Below are 14,450 nucleotides of genomic sequence, written 5' to 3'. Positions count from 1 at the left end.
TCCAACAGGGTGCTGCGTGACGCCGATTACCAGGTGAAACGCGGGCCGACGAACCATTCCTTGTCGCCGCCCTTGGCCAGCTTCACTTCGCCGCTCAGGCCCCAGTTCTGGTTGAACTTGGCCTGGGCGCCAACGCGACCGTAGAACTCGCCGTCCGGGTTGATGCCGTGCTTCTTGCTGAAGTCTTCGTAGCCGGCCAGCGCGTAGCCTTCGATCATCGGGGTGAACGCGGTGCGCACGCCCACTTCGGTGGCGTAGCCGTTGAAGTCCAGGCCGTGCTTCGGATCGAACTTCTGGTACGCGACGCGGGCCACCAGGTCGGTGGTCGGCGCGATGCCGTAGTTGTAGCCGACACCCACGCGCCACTGGTCGACGTCGGCGCTGCCGCGCTTGGTTTCCTGCGAGTTGTAATCGCCGAAGACATGGAAGTTCGGCGCGATCGCGACCGAGCCCTTGGCAGCCCAGCCATCGGCGTCGCCGCCCTTGGCATCGGTGTTCACGTAGCCGCCTTCAACGTAGTTGTACGACAGGCCGTCGGTTGCCGAAGCAGCGAACGGCAGTGCAGCGAGCAGACCCAGGGCAAGCAGAGAAGACTTCATCATCGGGACACCTTTTTTATTTTGGTTTGATCGCCAGCAGCGCGGGGGAGGGGAGAAGCTGCGCTGCTGGCGACAGGTGTGAATTATCCGTTAGCCACCCCAATCGGCCCTGAATATTAAACTGAGCAGTACATAAATGTACGAGCCATTCAGGGAACTTGAGTGATCCGCTTTTTAGCGCCCGCAGAAAGCAGAAAAGGCCGCGCATCCGCCCGGCCTTTCCGTACACCGTTGCGGTCCTGCAGCCGTATCAGCTGCAGGACCCGTCTTCGCCTTGCAGCGAGGCCTCGTCCAGCGGGTGGGTCGTCTCGATCAGCGCACGCTGCGCCCCGCTTGGATCGCCCAGCCACCGCACCTTGCAGTCGGTTACCAGGCGGCCCACCAGCTTCGCCTGCGTCGGCGCGTACAGCATGTCCAGCGCGGTGGTGCTGCACTGATGCGCCTGGCAGGCCGAGTAGTACCACCAGGTCTGGTCCTGCACCTGCAGTGGCCTGCCCGGTGCGCTGGGCCCACTGAGCAGACGCTCGCGCAGCGGCGGCAGCGCCGGATCGGTGGATTCGGCGGGCGCGGCGTCCTTCATCAGCGCATCGAATGCAGCCAGCACCCTGGGGTCTGTGCGGCCGCAGTCGTCCACCGTGTTGCCGCCGACCAGAGTGAAGAAGTAGGTCGCCAACGGTGCGTCGGCGCACGTGATGTCGTCGCCGGGGGTGACGTCTGCCGGCTCGCCTTCGTTGTCCCATACCGACGGATCAACGCCCTTCTCGATGTCGTTGTCGTCCTCGGCCAGCGTGGACGCCACTGGCGTCGCTTCTGCCGCAGGTGCCGATGCAGGTGCGGTCGCATCGGCTGTTTCCGGCGTCTGCCCGCAGGCCGCCAGCACGGCGACGATCAGTGATACCGACATGAAGCGCATCTTCATTCCCTGTCCTGTTGCGTCCTGGTGGATGTCCTGCCGTGATCGCCCCTGCAGCGCCCGGCGGGGAGGCTGATTGTAACCAGGGGTGGCAGGCGACGCCGGCACGATGTCCGGCATTGCAGAAGCGCGCAGCGCGGATCAGGGGCGCTGTCGCTCAGAGGTGGCCGTCGCGCAGGTAGTCGAACAGTTCGGCGTCGCCCTTCAGGCCAAGCTTCAGCATCGCATCGCCCTTCTGGCGGCTGATGGTGCTCACGCTCTTGTGCAGCTGCAGAGCGATCTCCTTGACGGTGAGGCCGGTGCCGAGCAGGCGCAGTACCTCCACTTCGCGGGGTGAAAGCTCTTTGTGGCCCTCGTCATCGACGCTCTGCGTGCCGATCGCGTCAATGCGCTCCTTCAGCGTGCGGCTGACGTACGGTGTGCCGCGCTGCACGGTCTGGATCGCCAGCGGCAGCTCTTCCATCGAAGACGCCTTGTCGACCAGGCCGAGCACGCCGGTGGACTTCACCATCCGCAGGATCGCCAGGTTGTTGGATACGCTGAGCATCAGCACCGGCAGGTCCGGAAAGCGGCGGCGGATCATCCCGATCATGGCGAAGCCGTCGGCCTGCTGCCCGCCGGGCATCGAGTAGTCGGTGACCAGCACATCGCAGGGGAAAGACGACAATGCCCGCATCAGCTCTTCGACGGTACTGGCCTCGGCAACGACGCGACCGACGCCGCTGGTCTCGATCACGGCCTTGGTGCCGATCCGGACGACGGGGTGGTCGTCGGCGATGATTATGCGCAGGGTCATGGACTAGTATTGCCTCAAAGGCAGCCGCCCGTGGGGTCGTGCTGGGGTGGAAACTTCATTCTAGGGAGATCAGGCCGCATGCGTACCCGGATCGCCCGCTGGGTGCTGATGCTGGCCGTCGTGCTGGGCGTGCCGGCGCCGCTCTCCGCTGCAGGCAACCCGGCCCTGGCGCCGACGGTACCGCCGCGCCAGAGCGAGTGGCTTGAGCGGCACCCTACCATCATCCTTGGCCTGTACGACAGCGGCTGGCCGCCCTTTGAGGCCATCGAGGAGGGCAAGCCGGTCGGCCTGGGCTACGACTACCTGCAGGCGGTGGCCGAGCGCCTGGGCGTGACGGTGCAGGTCCGCCTGTATCGCAATTGGACCGAGGTGCTGGATGCGGCATGCCGGGGCGAGGTCGACGTGGTGATGAACGTCGCGCTGACGGCCGACCGCACCCGCTGCATGGTCTACACCCGGGCCTACCTGGATGCACCGCTGGCGCTGGTGGCGCGCCCGGATGACACCCGCACCTCCACCGACCCGGACCTGCGCGGCCTGCGCGTGGTGACCGAAGAGGCCTTCGTGACCAGCGACCAGGTGCGTGCCCGCTTCCCGGCCGCCCGCCAGGTGAGCGCGGCCAACACCGCCGGGGCGCTGACGATGGTGACCCGGGGCGAGGCGGATGTGTACATAGGAAACGCCTATGTCGCTGCGGCGGTGATCGAGCAGGAACACCTGACCGACATCAGCGTGCTGCGCCCCAGCGATCTGCCGCCGGAGCGCCTTCACTTCGGCGTGCCGCATGCCAAGCAGCCGTTGGCCGAGGCGCTGGACACCGCACTGGCCAGCCTCGGCCAGGCCGAACGCGACACGATCGCGCGGCGCTGGCTGCGTACCCCGCAATGGTCCACCCAGTCTCGGCTGATCCTGGGCAACGCCGAACGGCGCGTGCTGGCGACACCGCTTCGGATGGGGTTCGCGCCGAATGCGACACCGCTGGGATTCATCGATGCCAACGGGCATGCCAGCGGCGTGGCCGGCGACTACCTCAAGCAGCTGCGCATGGTCGGCGCCCACCTGATCCGGGTGCCCGCGCACGACTGGTTCGAGGTCCGTGAGCAGGCGCGCCGCGGCGATGTCGATGTGGTGCTCGGGATGCCCAACGACTCGGCCTACCTGGGGCCGGACTGGGTGTTCAGCCAGCCCTTCATCACGGTGCCCAACGTGATCGTGACCGCCACCGGCAGCGCGTCGGTGCTGGACGTGGCCGACCTGGACCGGCTCAGCATTCTGCTGTCCGATCCGGACCGGCTGCGCGGCTATATCCTGCAGCACGCGCCCAACGCCCGCATTGTGCCGGCGCGCAGCGCCGAGCAGGCCCTGGCGCGGCTGGCCAATGGCGATGCCGATGCCTACGTCGGCAACCTGGCGCTGGTCGACCGCATCGTGCGCGAGCGCTACCCCGCCCAGCTGCATGTGGCTGCGCCCGCCGGCTTCAACGATCAGTTCTCGCTCGCGGTCAAACGCCAGTACGCCCCGCTGGCCACCACGTTCGACCGCGTGCTGGTGAACATGACCCCGCGCGAACACGAGGCCATCCGCAACGACTGGCTGTCGGCCGAGTACCGCAGCGGCATCGACTGGCGCGACGCGGTGCGCTGGGCGGTGCCGATCGCGCTGATCCTGCTCACCGCACTGCTGGTGCATGGCTGGGGCTACCTGCGCCTGCGCCGCGAAGTGGCCACGCGCCGGCGTGTGGAGCAGCGGCTCGCCGAGGTGACCGACAACCTGCCCGCCATTGTCTACCAGGCCCGCCGCGGTGCCGACGGGCGCCTGTCGCTGCCCTACATCGTGGGTGACATGGAAGCGATGTTCGGCCTGAGCGCGGCCGAGGCGATGGCCGACGAGAGCCGGGTGATGGCCCAGCTCGACGCGCAGGACCGCCCGCGCGTACTGCAGGTGCTGGAGCGCGCCGCGCTCGACTTCACCGGGCTGGATATGGAGTTCCGCACCTACCCGCGCGGCGTGCTGCACTGGATCCGCGCCCGCGCGCTGCCGTATGCCGCCGAGGATGGCGCGGTGCTGTGGAGCGGGTACTGGGTGGATGTCACCGAAGCCCGTGCGCAGGCCGACGCTTTGGCCGACGCCAAGGCCGCTGCCGAACGCGCCACGGCGGCCAAGGCGGACTTCCTGGCAACGATGAGCCACGAGATACGCACGCCGATGAGCGGCGTGCTGGGCATGCTGGAGATGCTCTCGCACACGCAGCTGGATGCCGAGCAGCGCAAGGTGATCGAGGTGATCGAGGACTCGGCGCAGATGCTGCGGCAGATCCTCGATGACATTCTGGTGTACTCGCGCATCGAGGCAGGCGCGCTGCCGCTGGAGCCGCGTCCGGTGGCGCTGCCATCGCTGCTGGACAATGTGCAGCAGCTGCTGGCGCCACAGGCCTCGGCCAAGGGGCTGCAGTTGTCGCTCCGGGTGGACGACGCGGTGGCCGCGCTGCACCTGGCCGACGGCGTGCGCCTGCGCCAGATCGCGTTCAACCTGCTCAGCAATGCCATCAAGTTCACCGAGCAGGGACAGGTCGCCATCACGCTGGACTGTGTGGAGAACCTGGACGACGCACAGCGGTTGCGCCTGGTCGTGACCGACACCGGTATCGGCATCTCCGCCGAACAGCGCGAGCGGCTGTTCAAACCGTTCGCACAGGCCGAGGTGGGCACAAGCCGCAAGTACGGCGGCACCGGTCTCGGGCTGAGCATCTGCCAGCGGCTGGTGGCGCTCATGCATGGCCAGTTGGAGATGCACAGTGTGCCCGGCGAGGGTACGCGGGTGACGGTGGAGCTGACGCTGCCGCGCCTGCCCGGCGAGGGCCACGCCGATATCGGGCGGATGCCGGTACCGGAGGTCGAACCGCTGCCGGCGGCGCTGGCGGAGCGCCGCATCCTGGTGGTGGAGGACCACCCCACCAACCAGGTGCTGATGCAGTGGCGGCTGCAGCAGCTCGGCATGGCCCACGAGCTGGCCGAGGACGGTGAACAGGCGCTGGCGAAGCTGGCGTCCACCGGATACCACCTGGTGATCACTGACTGCCGCATGCCGGTGATGGACGGGTACCAGATGACCCGCCGCCTGCGCGAACGCGAACGCGACAGCGGCGCCACCCGGGTGCCCGTGATCGCCTTGACGGCCAGTACCCTGGACGCGGATGTGCAACGCTGCCGTGAGGCCGGCATGGACGATGTGCTGGCCAAACCGGTGGCGCTGGCCACGCTGCGGCAGATTCTGCTGCGCTGGTTGCCAGGCGGCAGCGACGGCCGCGACGGCAGCGTGGATGCGGCGGCACCGGTGCCGGCCGCGCTGCCGGGTGCTCTGCCCGGTCGCGCCGCCATCGAGGCCCGGTTCGGTTCCGGCCACGTGGCGCAGGTATTGATCGACAGTATGCGCGAGGCGACCGAGGCCGATCTGCTGCGCGGCCGTTCGGCGGTACAGGCGCAGGATGCGGCGGTGCTGACCGACGTGCTGCATCGCATTGCCGGTGGGCTGGGGACGCTCGGCGCCGATGCCCTGGCAGTGCAGGCGCAGGCCCTGATGGCGCAGGTGAAAGAGGTCGGAACGCCGGCCGTGGAGGCATCGCTGGCGGCCTTCGAACGCCAGCTCCGTGACTACCTGCAGGCGCTGCAGGCACAGTGAGGCGCGGGTCTCAGCGTTGCTGCTGCAGGTACTCGATCACCTGGCGGCGCCGCTGTGGATCGGCGGTGGCGTTGACCATGCGTGTACCGGGCACCACGTGCGTGGGCGAGCGCAGGAACGTATCCAGGGTCTGCTCGTTCCAGGTCAGCCCGGCCTGCTGCATCGCCGGCGAATACGGGTAGCCGGCGACACTGCCGGCGCGGCGGCCGATCACGCCGTGCAGGTTCGGCCCGAAGCGATGCACGCCTCCGGCGTTGACAGTGTGGCAACCGGCGCAGATCGCGAACGCGCGCTGCAGTGCCTGCTGGTGCACCTGTTCGGGCGTCTGCGGCGCGCGCGCGCAGGCGGCCAGCCACAGGCTGGCCACGATCACGCAGGAAAGACGCTTCCGGTACACGTCCGGATCACATCGCCGGGTAGTTGGGGCCGCCGCCACCTTGCGGGGTCACCCACACGATGTTCTGGGTGGGGTCCTTGATGTCGCAGGTTTTGCAGTGCACGCAGTTCTGCGCGTTGATCTGCAGCTGCTCCTGGCCCTCGGCGCCGACGAACTCGTACACGCCGGCCGGGCAGTAGCGCGCTTCCGGCCCGGCGTACTCGGCGAGGTTGACCCGCACCGGCACGCTGGCGTCTTTCAGCGTCAGGTGGCTGGGCTGGTCTTCCTCGTGATTGGTGCTGCTCAGGAACACCGAACTGAGGCGGTCGAAGGTGAGCACGTTGTCCGGCTTGGGATACACGATCCGGGTGTGCTGCGACGCCGGTTCCAGGCACTCGTGGTCGGCCTTGCTGTGGCGCAGCGTCCACGGCGGGTTGCGGATGCCCAGCTTGGGCAGCAGCCATTGCTCGATGCCGGTCATCAGCGTGGCCACGGTGCGGCCCTTCTTGAACCACTGCTTGAAGTTCTTGGACTGCTTGAGTTCGTCATGCAGCCAGCTGCTCTCGAACGCGGCGGGGTAGGCGCTGAGTTCGTCGCGCTGGCGCCCTTCGGTCAGCGCATCGAACGCGGCATCAGCGGCCAGCATGCCGGTCTTGATCGCCGCATGGCTGCCCTTGATGCGGCTCGCGTTGAGGTAACCCGCTTCGCAGCCGACCAGCGCGCCGCCGGGGAAGACCGACTTGGGCAGCGACAGCAGGCCGCCGGCGGTGATCGCACGCGCGCCGTAGGCGATGCGCTTGCCACCCTCCAGGTGTTTGCGGATCGCCGGATGGGTCTTGAAGCGCTGGAACTCCTCGAACGGGCTCATCCACGGATTGCGGTAGTCCAGACCGACCACAAAACCGACCGCGACCTTGCCGCCGTCGGCGTGGTACAGGAACGAGCCACCGTAGGTGTCGCTGTCCAGCGGCCAGCCGGCGGTGTGCACGACCAGGCCCGGTTCGTGCTTGGCCGGGTCGATCTGCCACAGTTCCTTGATGCCGATGCCGTAGGCCTGCGGATCCTTGCCGGCATCGAGCTGGTAGCGCGCGATCAGCTGGCGGCCAAGGTGGCCGCGCGAGCCTTCGGCGAAGATCGTGTAGCGGGCATGCAGTTCCATGCCACGCTCGAAGTTGGGACCGTGCGTGCCATCCTTGCGGATGCCCATGTCGCCGGTGGCCACACCCATCACCGCACCGGTCTCGTCGTACAGCACCTCGGCGGCGGCGAAGCCGGGGAAGATCGCCACGTCCAGCGCCTCGGCCTGCTGGGCCAGCCAACGGGTCACTTCACCCAGGCTGATGATGTAGTTGCCTTCGTTGTGGAAACACTCCGGCAGCAGCGCGTTGGGCGTGCTGCGCGCGCCGTCCGGGCTGAGGAACAGGAATTCGTCGCGGGTGACCTTCTGCTTCAGCGGTGCCCCGCGCTCGGCCCAGTCGGGGAACAGTTCGGTCAGCGCGCGGGTATCCATGATCGCACCGGACAGAATGTGCGCGCCGGGTTCGGAGCCCTTCTCCAGCACGCATACGGACAGCTCGCGCCCGGCCTCGATGGCACGCTGGCGCAGCCGGATCGCGGTGGCCAGGCCGGCGGGGCCGGCGCCGACGATCACCACGTCGAATTCCATGGCTTCACGCGGGGGCAGGGCGGTGGTTTCTTCGCTCATCGGGGTGCGTAACTCTTGGGTAGTGCCGACCCGGCCAAGGCCGGCGGCGGTTGCCTGGGAATCGCGCGAGGCTGCACCGCGCAACTGCTGGATCAAGCTGTCAGGGTACCGGCACGCGACGATTCCGCCTAGGTCGCCACCGGTGGCGCGGTGGGCCCCGCAGCTCGCAACGTCGGATGGTGCGCCGCATCAATTCAACGGGTGGTGGCAGCGTATGGCGCTGCGCGGCTCAGCCGGTCGCATCGAAACCGGCGTGGTAGCGCACGTCGGCATCGGGACTGTCACCGCGCAGCCGCCGCGACTGGAAGTACGCGGCGGGAATGCCGGGCAGCCGCAGGCGCGGATCGGCCTCGAAGCCGAAGCGCGCGTAATACGCCGGATCGCCGAGCAGCACGCAGCCCGCAGCGCCGCGGGCCTGCAGCGCATCGATGGCGGCCTGCATCAGGGCGCTGCCGATGCCACGGCCCTGCTGCGCGGGCAGCACCGAGATCGGGCCGAGCCCATACCAGTCGGTGCTGCCGTCGCTCAGTTCGACCGGCGACAGCGCGACGTGGCCCAGCAGCGCCGCGCCCTCTTCGGCAACCAGCGAAACCGACAGCGCACCGGACCGGCGCAGCGCATCGACGATGAACGACTCGGTGTGGCTGCTGTGGGGCGCGTCCTGGAAGGCCTCGCGGGTGAGGGCATGGATGGCGTCGATGTCGTCGGGGCGTTCCGCGCGGATCTGCATGTCCGGCTCCTCTGCTGTGACATGGGCATTGTAGGCCGTGCTGCGGCATGCCTTGGCCTGCCCCTGCGCAGGGACCACAATGGGCGCCGTGTTCCACCGCCACGATGCCCCGGGTAGCCATGTCACTGAATCCGTACGACCTGTTTGATGTCCGCTCCCTGCTCACCGAGGAGGAACGTGCCGTACAGGCCACGGTGGCGCGCTTCACCGATGAACGGGTCCTGCCGATCATCGGCGACGCGTTCGACCAGGGGCGCTTCCCCGACGAACTGATCCCCGAGATCGCGGCGTTGGGCCTGCTCGGCTCCAGCCTGCCCGAACAGTACGGCGGTGGTGGCCTCAATGCGGTCAGCTACGGGCTGATCTGCCAGGAACTGGAACGTGGCGACTCCGGGCTGCGCAGTTTCGTGTCGGTGCAGAGCTCGCTGTGCATGTACCCGATCTTCGCCTACGGCAGCGAGGAACAGCGCCTGCGCTGGCTGCCCGACATGGCCGCCGGCAAGGTGATCGGCTGCTTCGGGCTGACCGAGGCGCACGGCGGATCGGACCCGGCGGCAATGAAGACCCGGGCCGTGCGCGATGGCGGCGACTGGGTGGTGAACGGCAGCAAGATGTGGATCACCAGTGGGCCGGTGGCCGATATCGCCATCGTCTGGGCGCACACCGAGGACGGCATCCAGGGGTTCGTGCTGGAAAAGGGCATGCCCGGTTTCAGCACCCAGGAAATCAAGCACAAGATGAGCCTGCGTGCGTCGCTCACCGGCGCGCTGTTCTTCGACAATGTGCGTGTCCCCGAGCGCAACCGCCTGCCCAATGTGCAGGGCTTGAAGGGTCCGCTGGGCTGCCTCAACCAGGCGCGTTACGGCATCAGCTGGGGGCCGATCGGTGCGGCGGTGGCGTGCCTGGACGAAGCGCTGAACTACACCAAGCAGCGCGTGCTGTTCGGCCGCCCGGTGGCCGCCACGCAGAGCGCACAGATCAAGCTGGCCGACATGGCCCGGCGGATCACCACCGCGCAGCTGTTGTCGCTGCAGCTGGGACGCCTGAAGGATGCCGGGCAGCTGCAGCCGCAGCAGGTCAGCCTGGCCAAGTGGAACAACTGCCGGATGGCGATCGACATCGCGCGTGAATGCCGCGACCTGCTCGGCGGCGCCGGCATCACCACCGAGCACGTGGCGATCCGGCATGCGCTGAACCTGGAATCGGTGATCACCTACGAGGGCACCGAGACCGTGCACCAGCTGGTGATCGGGCGCGAGCTGACCGGCATCAACGCGTTCTGAAGGCCACCGGGCCGACGGTTGGTTGGCACAGGCCTACTGGCCGCCGGCGAATCCGCTCTGGCGCCAGGCTTCGTACATCACCACCGCGACGGTGTTGGACAGATTGAGGCTGCGGTTGCCCGGCTGCATCGGCAGGCGCAGCCGGCGGCCGTGCGGCAGCGAATCGAGCAGGTCCTGGGGCAGGCCGCGGGTTTCCGGGCCGAACAGGAAGGCATCGCCGTCTTCAAACGGCTGGGTGTCATAACGCACGCTGCCGCGGGTGCTCAGGGCGAACAGGCGCTTGGGGGCAATGGCCTGCAGGGCGGCATCCAGGTCGGGATGTACCTGCAGTCGAGCGTATTCGTGATAGTCCAGGCCGGCGCGCTTGAGCTGCTTGTCGCTCAGGTCGAAACCGAGCGGCTCGATCAGGTGCAGCCGCGCGCCGGTGTTGGCGCAGAGGCGGATCACATTGCCGGTGTTCGGCGGAATTTCGGGTTGGAACAGGACGACGTGGAACGTAGGCGAGGCAGTCATCGGCGCAGTGTACGCCGCGGCTGCGAAGGTTCGCAGCCGGAAATCAGCGGACCAGCACCGAGGCGGCGGTTTCCAGGGCCAGGGCCTGCAGGTCCGACGGGCTCGGGCGCACGTGCAGGGTCGGCAGGTTGACGATCACGTCGCGGGCAACGGCAGTGGCGGCAGCGGTCAGGGCGGCCACGTAGTCGCGGTTGCCGGCTTCTTCGGCAGCCAGGGCCTGGTACTGCTCGGCGGTCGGACGGACGTCGACGGTGGCCAGGGTGGTGACGCGGCGGTTGGCGGTCAGCTCGGCGCGGTACTCGGCGATCATGCCGGCGGTCGGGCGGACTTCGACCACGGCCAGGGTGGGGATGGTGCTGTTGCGCTCGACGTTGGCCTGGGCGATCTGGTCGGCGGAGGGACGCACCTGCACCGTGTCCAGGGTGGTGATGGCCGAGGCGGCCTGCAGGTTGCCGGCAAAGGCGGTGCTGGCGGCGATGGCGATGGCAATGGCGAGGGTCTTGGTGTTCATGGCGGGTCCTGTTTAGTGTTGGTGAGCAGTGGTGTGGTAGTAAGGTAGTACACCGAATCTGGGCTTGCAAGAACAATCTGCATTTTTCTTTGTTTGTTCAGCCATCAGTCAGCTTTAGGCTGGGTTCCCCAAGGGGCACTTAGGACAAAGCAGGCTTCGTGCCAACTTTTACGTATTGATTTGAAAGGGATTTTTGGGTCGCGGTGAGTGTCCGCTGTCCGGACACCTGTCCGTTACCGCGCCGTTCTGTCCGCGTCATCCGGCGCGGACACCGCATCGCAGCCCTGGACACCGGCAATGACTGTTGGCGGATGCCTTTCGACGGGCGCTCGCGCTAGCATCGGCCTTCACTTTCATGACCAAGGAACAGGAATGACCGTCCAACTCCGCCCGCGCGCTGCGCTGCTGGCCGTAGCCCTTTCCACCGCGCTGGGCGCGCTTGCCCCGGCACCGGTGCTGGCCAAGCCGGCTGCGGTGGCCAAGGTCGACATTCCGTTCGAAGAGTTCACCCTGCCCAACGGGCTGCGGGTGGTGGTGCACACCGACCGCAAGGCGCCGATCGTCGCGGTCAACATCTGGTACCACGTCGGCAGCAAGGACGAACCGGCCGGCCGCACCGGCTTCGCGCACCTGTTTGAGCACCTGATGTTCCAGGGCAGCGAGAACCACGCTGGCGAGTACTTCGAGCCCTTCAAGCAGGTCGGCGTGACCGGCCAGAACGGCACCACCAACACCGATCGCACCAATTACTTCGAGAACGTGCCCACCACCGCGCTGGACATGGCGCTGTGGATGGAGTCCGATCGCATGGGCCATCTGCTTGGCGCGATCGACCAGGCCGCGCTCGACGAACAGCGCGGCGTGGTGCAGAACGAAAAGCGCCAGGGCGAGAACCAGCCCTATGGCCAGGTGTGGGAAAAGCTCAACCGCGCGCTGTATCCGGAAGGGCACCCGTATCACCACAGCGTGATCGGCTCGATGAACGATCTCAACGCCGCCTCGCTGGATGACGTCAAGACCTGGTTCCGTACCTGGTACGGCCCGAACAACGCGGTGCTGGTGCTGGCCGGCGACATCGACGTGGCCACGGCCAAGGAAAAGGTTGCCCGTTACTTCGGCGACATCCCGGCGGGTCCGAGCATGGCCCAGCCGAAGGTGGACGTGGCCAAGCGCCCGGCTTCCACCCGCGAAGTGATGACCGACAAGGTGCCGCAGGCGCGCATCTACCGCGCCTGGAACGTGGCCCAGGTCGGCACCACCGACATCGACCAGCTGCAGCTGCTGGCGCAGGTGCTCGGCGGCGCCAAGTCCTCGCGTCTGGACCAGCGCCTGGTGCACCAGGACCAGCTGGTGGACAACATCAGCGCCGGCGCCTACAGCTCGCAGCTGGGCTCCAATTTCATGATCGTCGCCAGCGTCAAGCAGGGCGTGGACGCGGCCAAGGTCGAGGCCATCATCGATGAGGAAATCAAGCGCCTGCTCAAGGACGGTCCGACGGCCGAAGAACTGAGCCGGGGCAAGACGGCCTTCCGCGCCGGCTTCATCCGCGGCATCGAGCGCATCGGTGGCTTCGGCGGCAAGGCCGACGCGCTGGCCGAATGCACCGTGTTCGAAGGCGACCCGGGCTGCTTCCGCAAGTCGCTGGCCAACATCGACGCGGCCACCGCCGCCGACGTGCGCGCCGTGGGCGCCAAGTGGCTGGGCACCGGCGACCACACCATCGTGGTCGAGCCGGGCGCGCGCGTGGCCCTGCCGGAACTGCCGTCGGCAACCCCGCAGCCGTTCACCGTGCCGGCCGTGGACGCCAGGTACACCACCCTGCCCAAGGGCGTCGACCGCAGCACCGGCGTGCCGCAGACCAAGACCTTCCCGGAACTGAAGTTCCCGCAGCTGCACCGCGCCACGCTGAAGAACGGCACCAAGGTGATCCTGGCCGAGCGCCACGACATCCCGGTGGTCCAGTTCAGCTATGAGTTCCCCGGTGGCTTCACCGCCGACCAGGGCCGCAAGTCCGGCACCGCCAACTTCACGATGGGCATGCTGACCGAAGGTGCCGGCGAGCGCGGCGCACTGCCGTTCGCCGATGCCGCCGATGCGCTGGGCGCCAAGCTGGACGCGTCGGCCTCGCTGGACAACACCAGCGTGTACCTGTCGGCCCTGAAGGAAAACCTGGCGCCGTCGCTGGCGCTCTATGCCGACATGCTGCGCCAGCCGCGTTTCGACCAGACCGAGATCGACCGCATCAAGGCCAGCTGGATCGCCGGCATCCGCCAGGAGAAGGTCAACCCGAGCGCCTCGGCGATGCGCGTGCTGCCGACGCTGCTGTACGGCGCCGGCCATCCGTATGCCATTCCCTTCACCGGCAGCGGCAACGAGGCCGACATCCAGGCCCTGACCCGCGCCGAGCTGGTGGACTTCCACGCCCAGTGGCTGCGTCCGGAACAGGGCACCCTGATTGTTGTGGGTGACACCACGCTGAAGGAAATCGTGCCGCTGCTGGAACGCCAGTTCGGCGACTGGAAGGCCGACGGCGCCGCGCCGCAGATCAAGGCCCCGGTGGATGTGGCACGTCCGGCACAAACCCGCGTGTTCCTCATCGACCAGCCGGGCGCCGTGCAGGCCAACCTGTTCGCCGCCCAGGTGGTGCCGTCCTCGATGGACGCCGGCACCACCCGCTTCGACATCGCCAACGGCGTGCTCGGCGGCGACTTCACCTCGCGCCTGAACATGAACCTGCGCGAGCAGAAGCATTGGTCCTATGGTGCCGGCAGCAACGCCAGCAACACCCTGGGCCAGCGCCCGTGGACGGCGCGTGCCCCGGTCCAGATCGACAAGACCGCCCCGTCGATCGCCGAGATGCAGAAGGAAATCGCCGAGTTCGCCAGCGCGGCCAAGCCGGCCACTGCGGCCGAGGTCGAGCGCATCCGCAACATCCAGACCCTGAGCCTGCCGGGCGCCTATGAAACCGCCAGCGCGGTGCTGGGCACCATCAGCGGCATCGTCAGCTACAAGCGCCCGGACGACTACGTGTTCAAGCGCAAGGCCGAGATCGAGGCGATGACCCCGGCGCAGGTGCAGCAGGCCGCGGCCACGCTCGATCCCAAGACCCTGACCTGGATCGTGGTCGGTGACCTGAAGCAGACCGAGGCACCGGTCCGCGCGCTGAACCTGGGCGAGGTCACCGTGATCGACGCCGACGGCAAGCCCGTGAAGGCCTCCGCGCCGGCCGCTCCGGTGGCCACGCCCAAGGCCCGCTAAGCCGGCCTGGAGGATCACCGCCCTGGCGACAGGGCGGTGATCACAGCCGATTCAGCCGTTTCCCGCACAATCCCCTTCGTCGTCCTGC

General features: G+C 67.8%; 11 protein-coding genes. 3 read left to right on the top strand and 8 right to left on the bottom strand.

What is annotated here, in order from left to right; translation table 11 throughout:
• Positions 1 to 26: 26 nt before the first annotated feature.
• The 3 genes from ACPEH1_RS09120 to ACPEH1_RS09110 all read right to left on the bottom strand — a co-directional run bounded on the left by ACPEH1_RS09120 (position 27) and on the right by ACPEH1_RS09110 (position 2,308).
• Positions 27 to 599: an Ax21 family protein gene (locus tag ACPEH1_RS09120; RefSeq protein ID WP_026070692.1), complete on the bottom strand. Its 573-nt coding sequence runs from the start codon at positions 597 to 599 to the stop codon at positions 27 to 29.
• Between the two features lie 250 nt (positions 600 to 849).
• Positions 850 to 1,518 carry a hypothetical protein gene (locus tag ACPEH1_RS09115; RefSeq protein WP_423715676.1) on the bottom strand — a complete coding sequence of 223 codons (669 nt, stop codon included), beginning with the start codon at positions 1,516 to 1,518 and terminating at the stop codon, positions 850 to 852.
• Between the two features lie 151 nt (positions 1,519 to 1,669).
• Entirely contained in the window at positions 1,670 to 2,308 is a 639-nt protein-coding gene (locus tag ACPEH1_RS09110; RefSeq protein WP_017355529.1) for a response regulator transcription factor, read from the bottom strand.
• A 78-nt stretch (positions 2,309 to 2,386) separates the two neighbouring features.
• On the opposite strand from ACPEH1_RS09110, the gene ACPEH1_RS09105 reads away from it, so the two are divergent.
• Entirely contained in the window at positions 2,387 to 5,986 is a 3,600-nt protein-coding gene (locus tag ACPEH1_RS09105; RefSeq protein ID WP_313242735.1) for an ATP-binding protein, read from the top strand.
• A 10-nt stretch (positions 5,987 to 5,996) separates the two neighbouring features.
• On the opposite strand, the gene ACPEH1_RS09100 is transcribed toward ACPEH1_RS09105, so the two are convergent.
• From ACPEH1_RS09100 to ACPEH1_RS09090, 3 genes are all read right to left on the bottom strand, one after another.
• Complete coding sequence (locus ACPEH1_RS09100) at positions 5,997 to 6,383, bottom strand: c-type cytochrome (protein ID WP_051008582.1); 387 nt, start codon at positions 6,381 to 6,383, stop codon at positions 5,997 to 5,999.
• Between the two features lie 7 nt (positions 6,384 to 6,390).
• A complete protein-coding gene (locus ACPEH1_RS09095; protein ID WP_017355526.1) occupies positions 6,391 to 8,067 on the bottom strand; it encodes an electron transfer flavoprotein-ubiquinone oxidoreductase in 1,677 nt (558 codons plus the stop codon).
• Between the two features lie 229 nt (positions 8,068 to 8,296).
• Positions 8,297 to 8,797 (bottom strand): GNAT family N-acetyltransferase, encoded by a 501-nt coding sequence (locus ACPEH1_RS09090; protein ID WP_017355525.1) that lies wholly within the window; start codon positions 8,795 to 8,797, stop codon positions 8,297 to 8,299.
• 119 nt (positions 8,798 to 8,916) lie between these two features.
• Here ACPEH1_RS09090 and ACPEH1_RS09085 point away from each other — a divergent pair, with 119 nt between their 5' ends.
• Positions 8,917 to 10,080, top strand: coding sequence for an acyl-CoA dehydrogenase family protein (locus tag ACPEH1_RS09085; protein ID WP_136006718.1), 1,164 nt, complete (start codon positions 8,917 to 8,919; stop codon positions 10,078 to 10,080).
• Positions 10,081 to 10,113: 33 nt separating this feature from the next.
• Here the strand turns inward: ACPEH1_RS09085 and trmL are convergent, their stop codons facing one another.
• Together trmL and ACPEH1_RS09075 are read right to left on the bottom strand one after the other, a co-directional pair.
• Positions 10,114 to 10,593: a tRNA (uridine(34)/cytosine(34)/5-carboxymethylaminomethyluridine(34)-2'-O)-methyltransferase TrmL gene (gene trmL, locus ACPEH1_RS09080; protein WP_017355523.1), complete on the bottom strand. Its 480-nt coding sequence runs from the start codon at positions 10,591 to 10,593 to the stop codon at positions 10,114 to 10,116.
• A gap of 43 nt (positions 10,594 to 10,636) precedes the next feature.
• Positions 10,637 to 11,104 (bottom strand): hypothetical protein, encoded by a 468-nt coding sequence (locus tag ACPEH1_RS09075; protein ID WP_136006716.1) that lies wholly within the window; start codon positions 11,102 to 11,104, stop codon positions 10,637 to 10,639.
• Positions 11,105 to 11,476: 372 nt separating this feature from the next.
• On the opposite strand from ACPEH1_RS09075, the gene ACPEH1_RS09070 reads away from it, so the two are divergent.
• A complete protein-coding gene (locus tag ACPEH1_RS09070; protein ID WP_423715675.1) occupies positions 11,477 to 14,362 on the top strand; it encodes a M16 family metallopeptidase in 2,886 nt (961 codons plus the stop codon).
• Positions 14,363 to 14,450: the final 88 nt, after the last annotated feature.

Origin of the sequence: Stenotrophomonas sp. NPDC077421, assembly GCF_049545505.1 — a bacterium.
GTDB lineage: Bacteria > Pseudomonadota > Gammaproteobacteria > Xanthomonadales > Xanthomonadaceae > Stenotrophomonas > Stenotrophomonas nematodicola.
Note: the sequence above shows the minus strand (reverse complement) of the source record. Positions and strands in the feature narration are given on the sequence as shown.

Coding starts and splice junctions, on each gene's coding strand:
- trmL (WP_017355523.1), bottom strand. CDS start 10,593: ATGACTGCCTCGCCTACGTTCCACGTCGTCCTGTTCCAACCCGAAATT.
- ACPEH1_RS09105 (WP_313242735.1), top strand. CDS start 2,387: ATGCGTACCCGGATCGCCCGCTGGGTGCTGATGCTGGCCGTCGTGCTG.
- ACPEH1_RS09095 (WP_017355526.1), bottom strand. CDS start 8,067: ATGAGCGAAGAAACCACCGCCCTGCCCCCGCGTGAAGCCATGGAATTC.
- ACPEH1_RS09120 (WP_026070692.1), bottom strand. CDS start 599: ATGAAGTCTTCTCTGCTTGCCCTGGGTCTGCTCGCTGCACTGCCGTTC.
- ACPEH1_RS09075 (WP_136006716.1), bottom strand. CDS start 11,104: ATGAACACCAAGACCCTCGCCATTGCCATCGCCATCGCCGCCAGCACC.
- ACPEH1_RS09115 (WP_423715676.1), bottom strand. CDS start 1,518: ATGAAGATGCGCTTCATGTCGGTATCACTGATCGTCGCCGTGCTGGCG.
- ACPEH1_RS09090 (WP_017355525.1), bottom strand. CDS start 8,797: ATGCAGATCCGCGCGGAACGCCCCGACGACATCGACGCCATCCATGCC.
- ACPEH1_RS09110 (WP_017355529.1), bottom strand. CDS start 2,308: ATGACCCTGCGCATAATCATCGCCGACGACCACCCCGTCGTCCGGATC.
- ACPEH1_RS09085 (WP_136006718.1), top strand. CDS start 8,917: ATGTCACTGAATCCGTACGACCTGTTTGATGTCCGCTCCCTGCTCACC.
- ACPEH1_RS09070 (WP_423715675.1), top strand. CDS start 11,477: ATGACCGTCCAACTCCGCCCGCGCGCTGCGCTGCTGGCCGTAGCCCTT.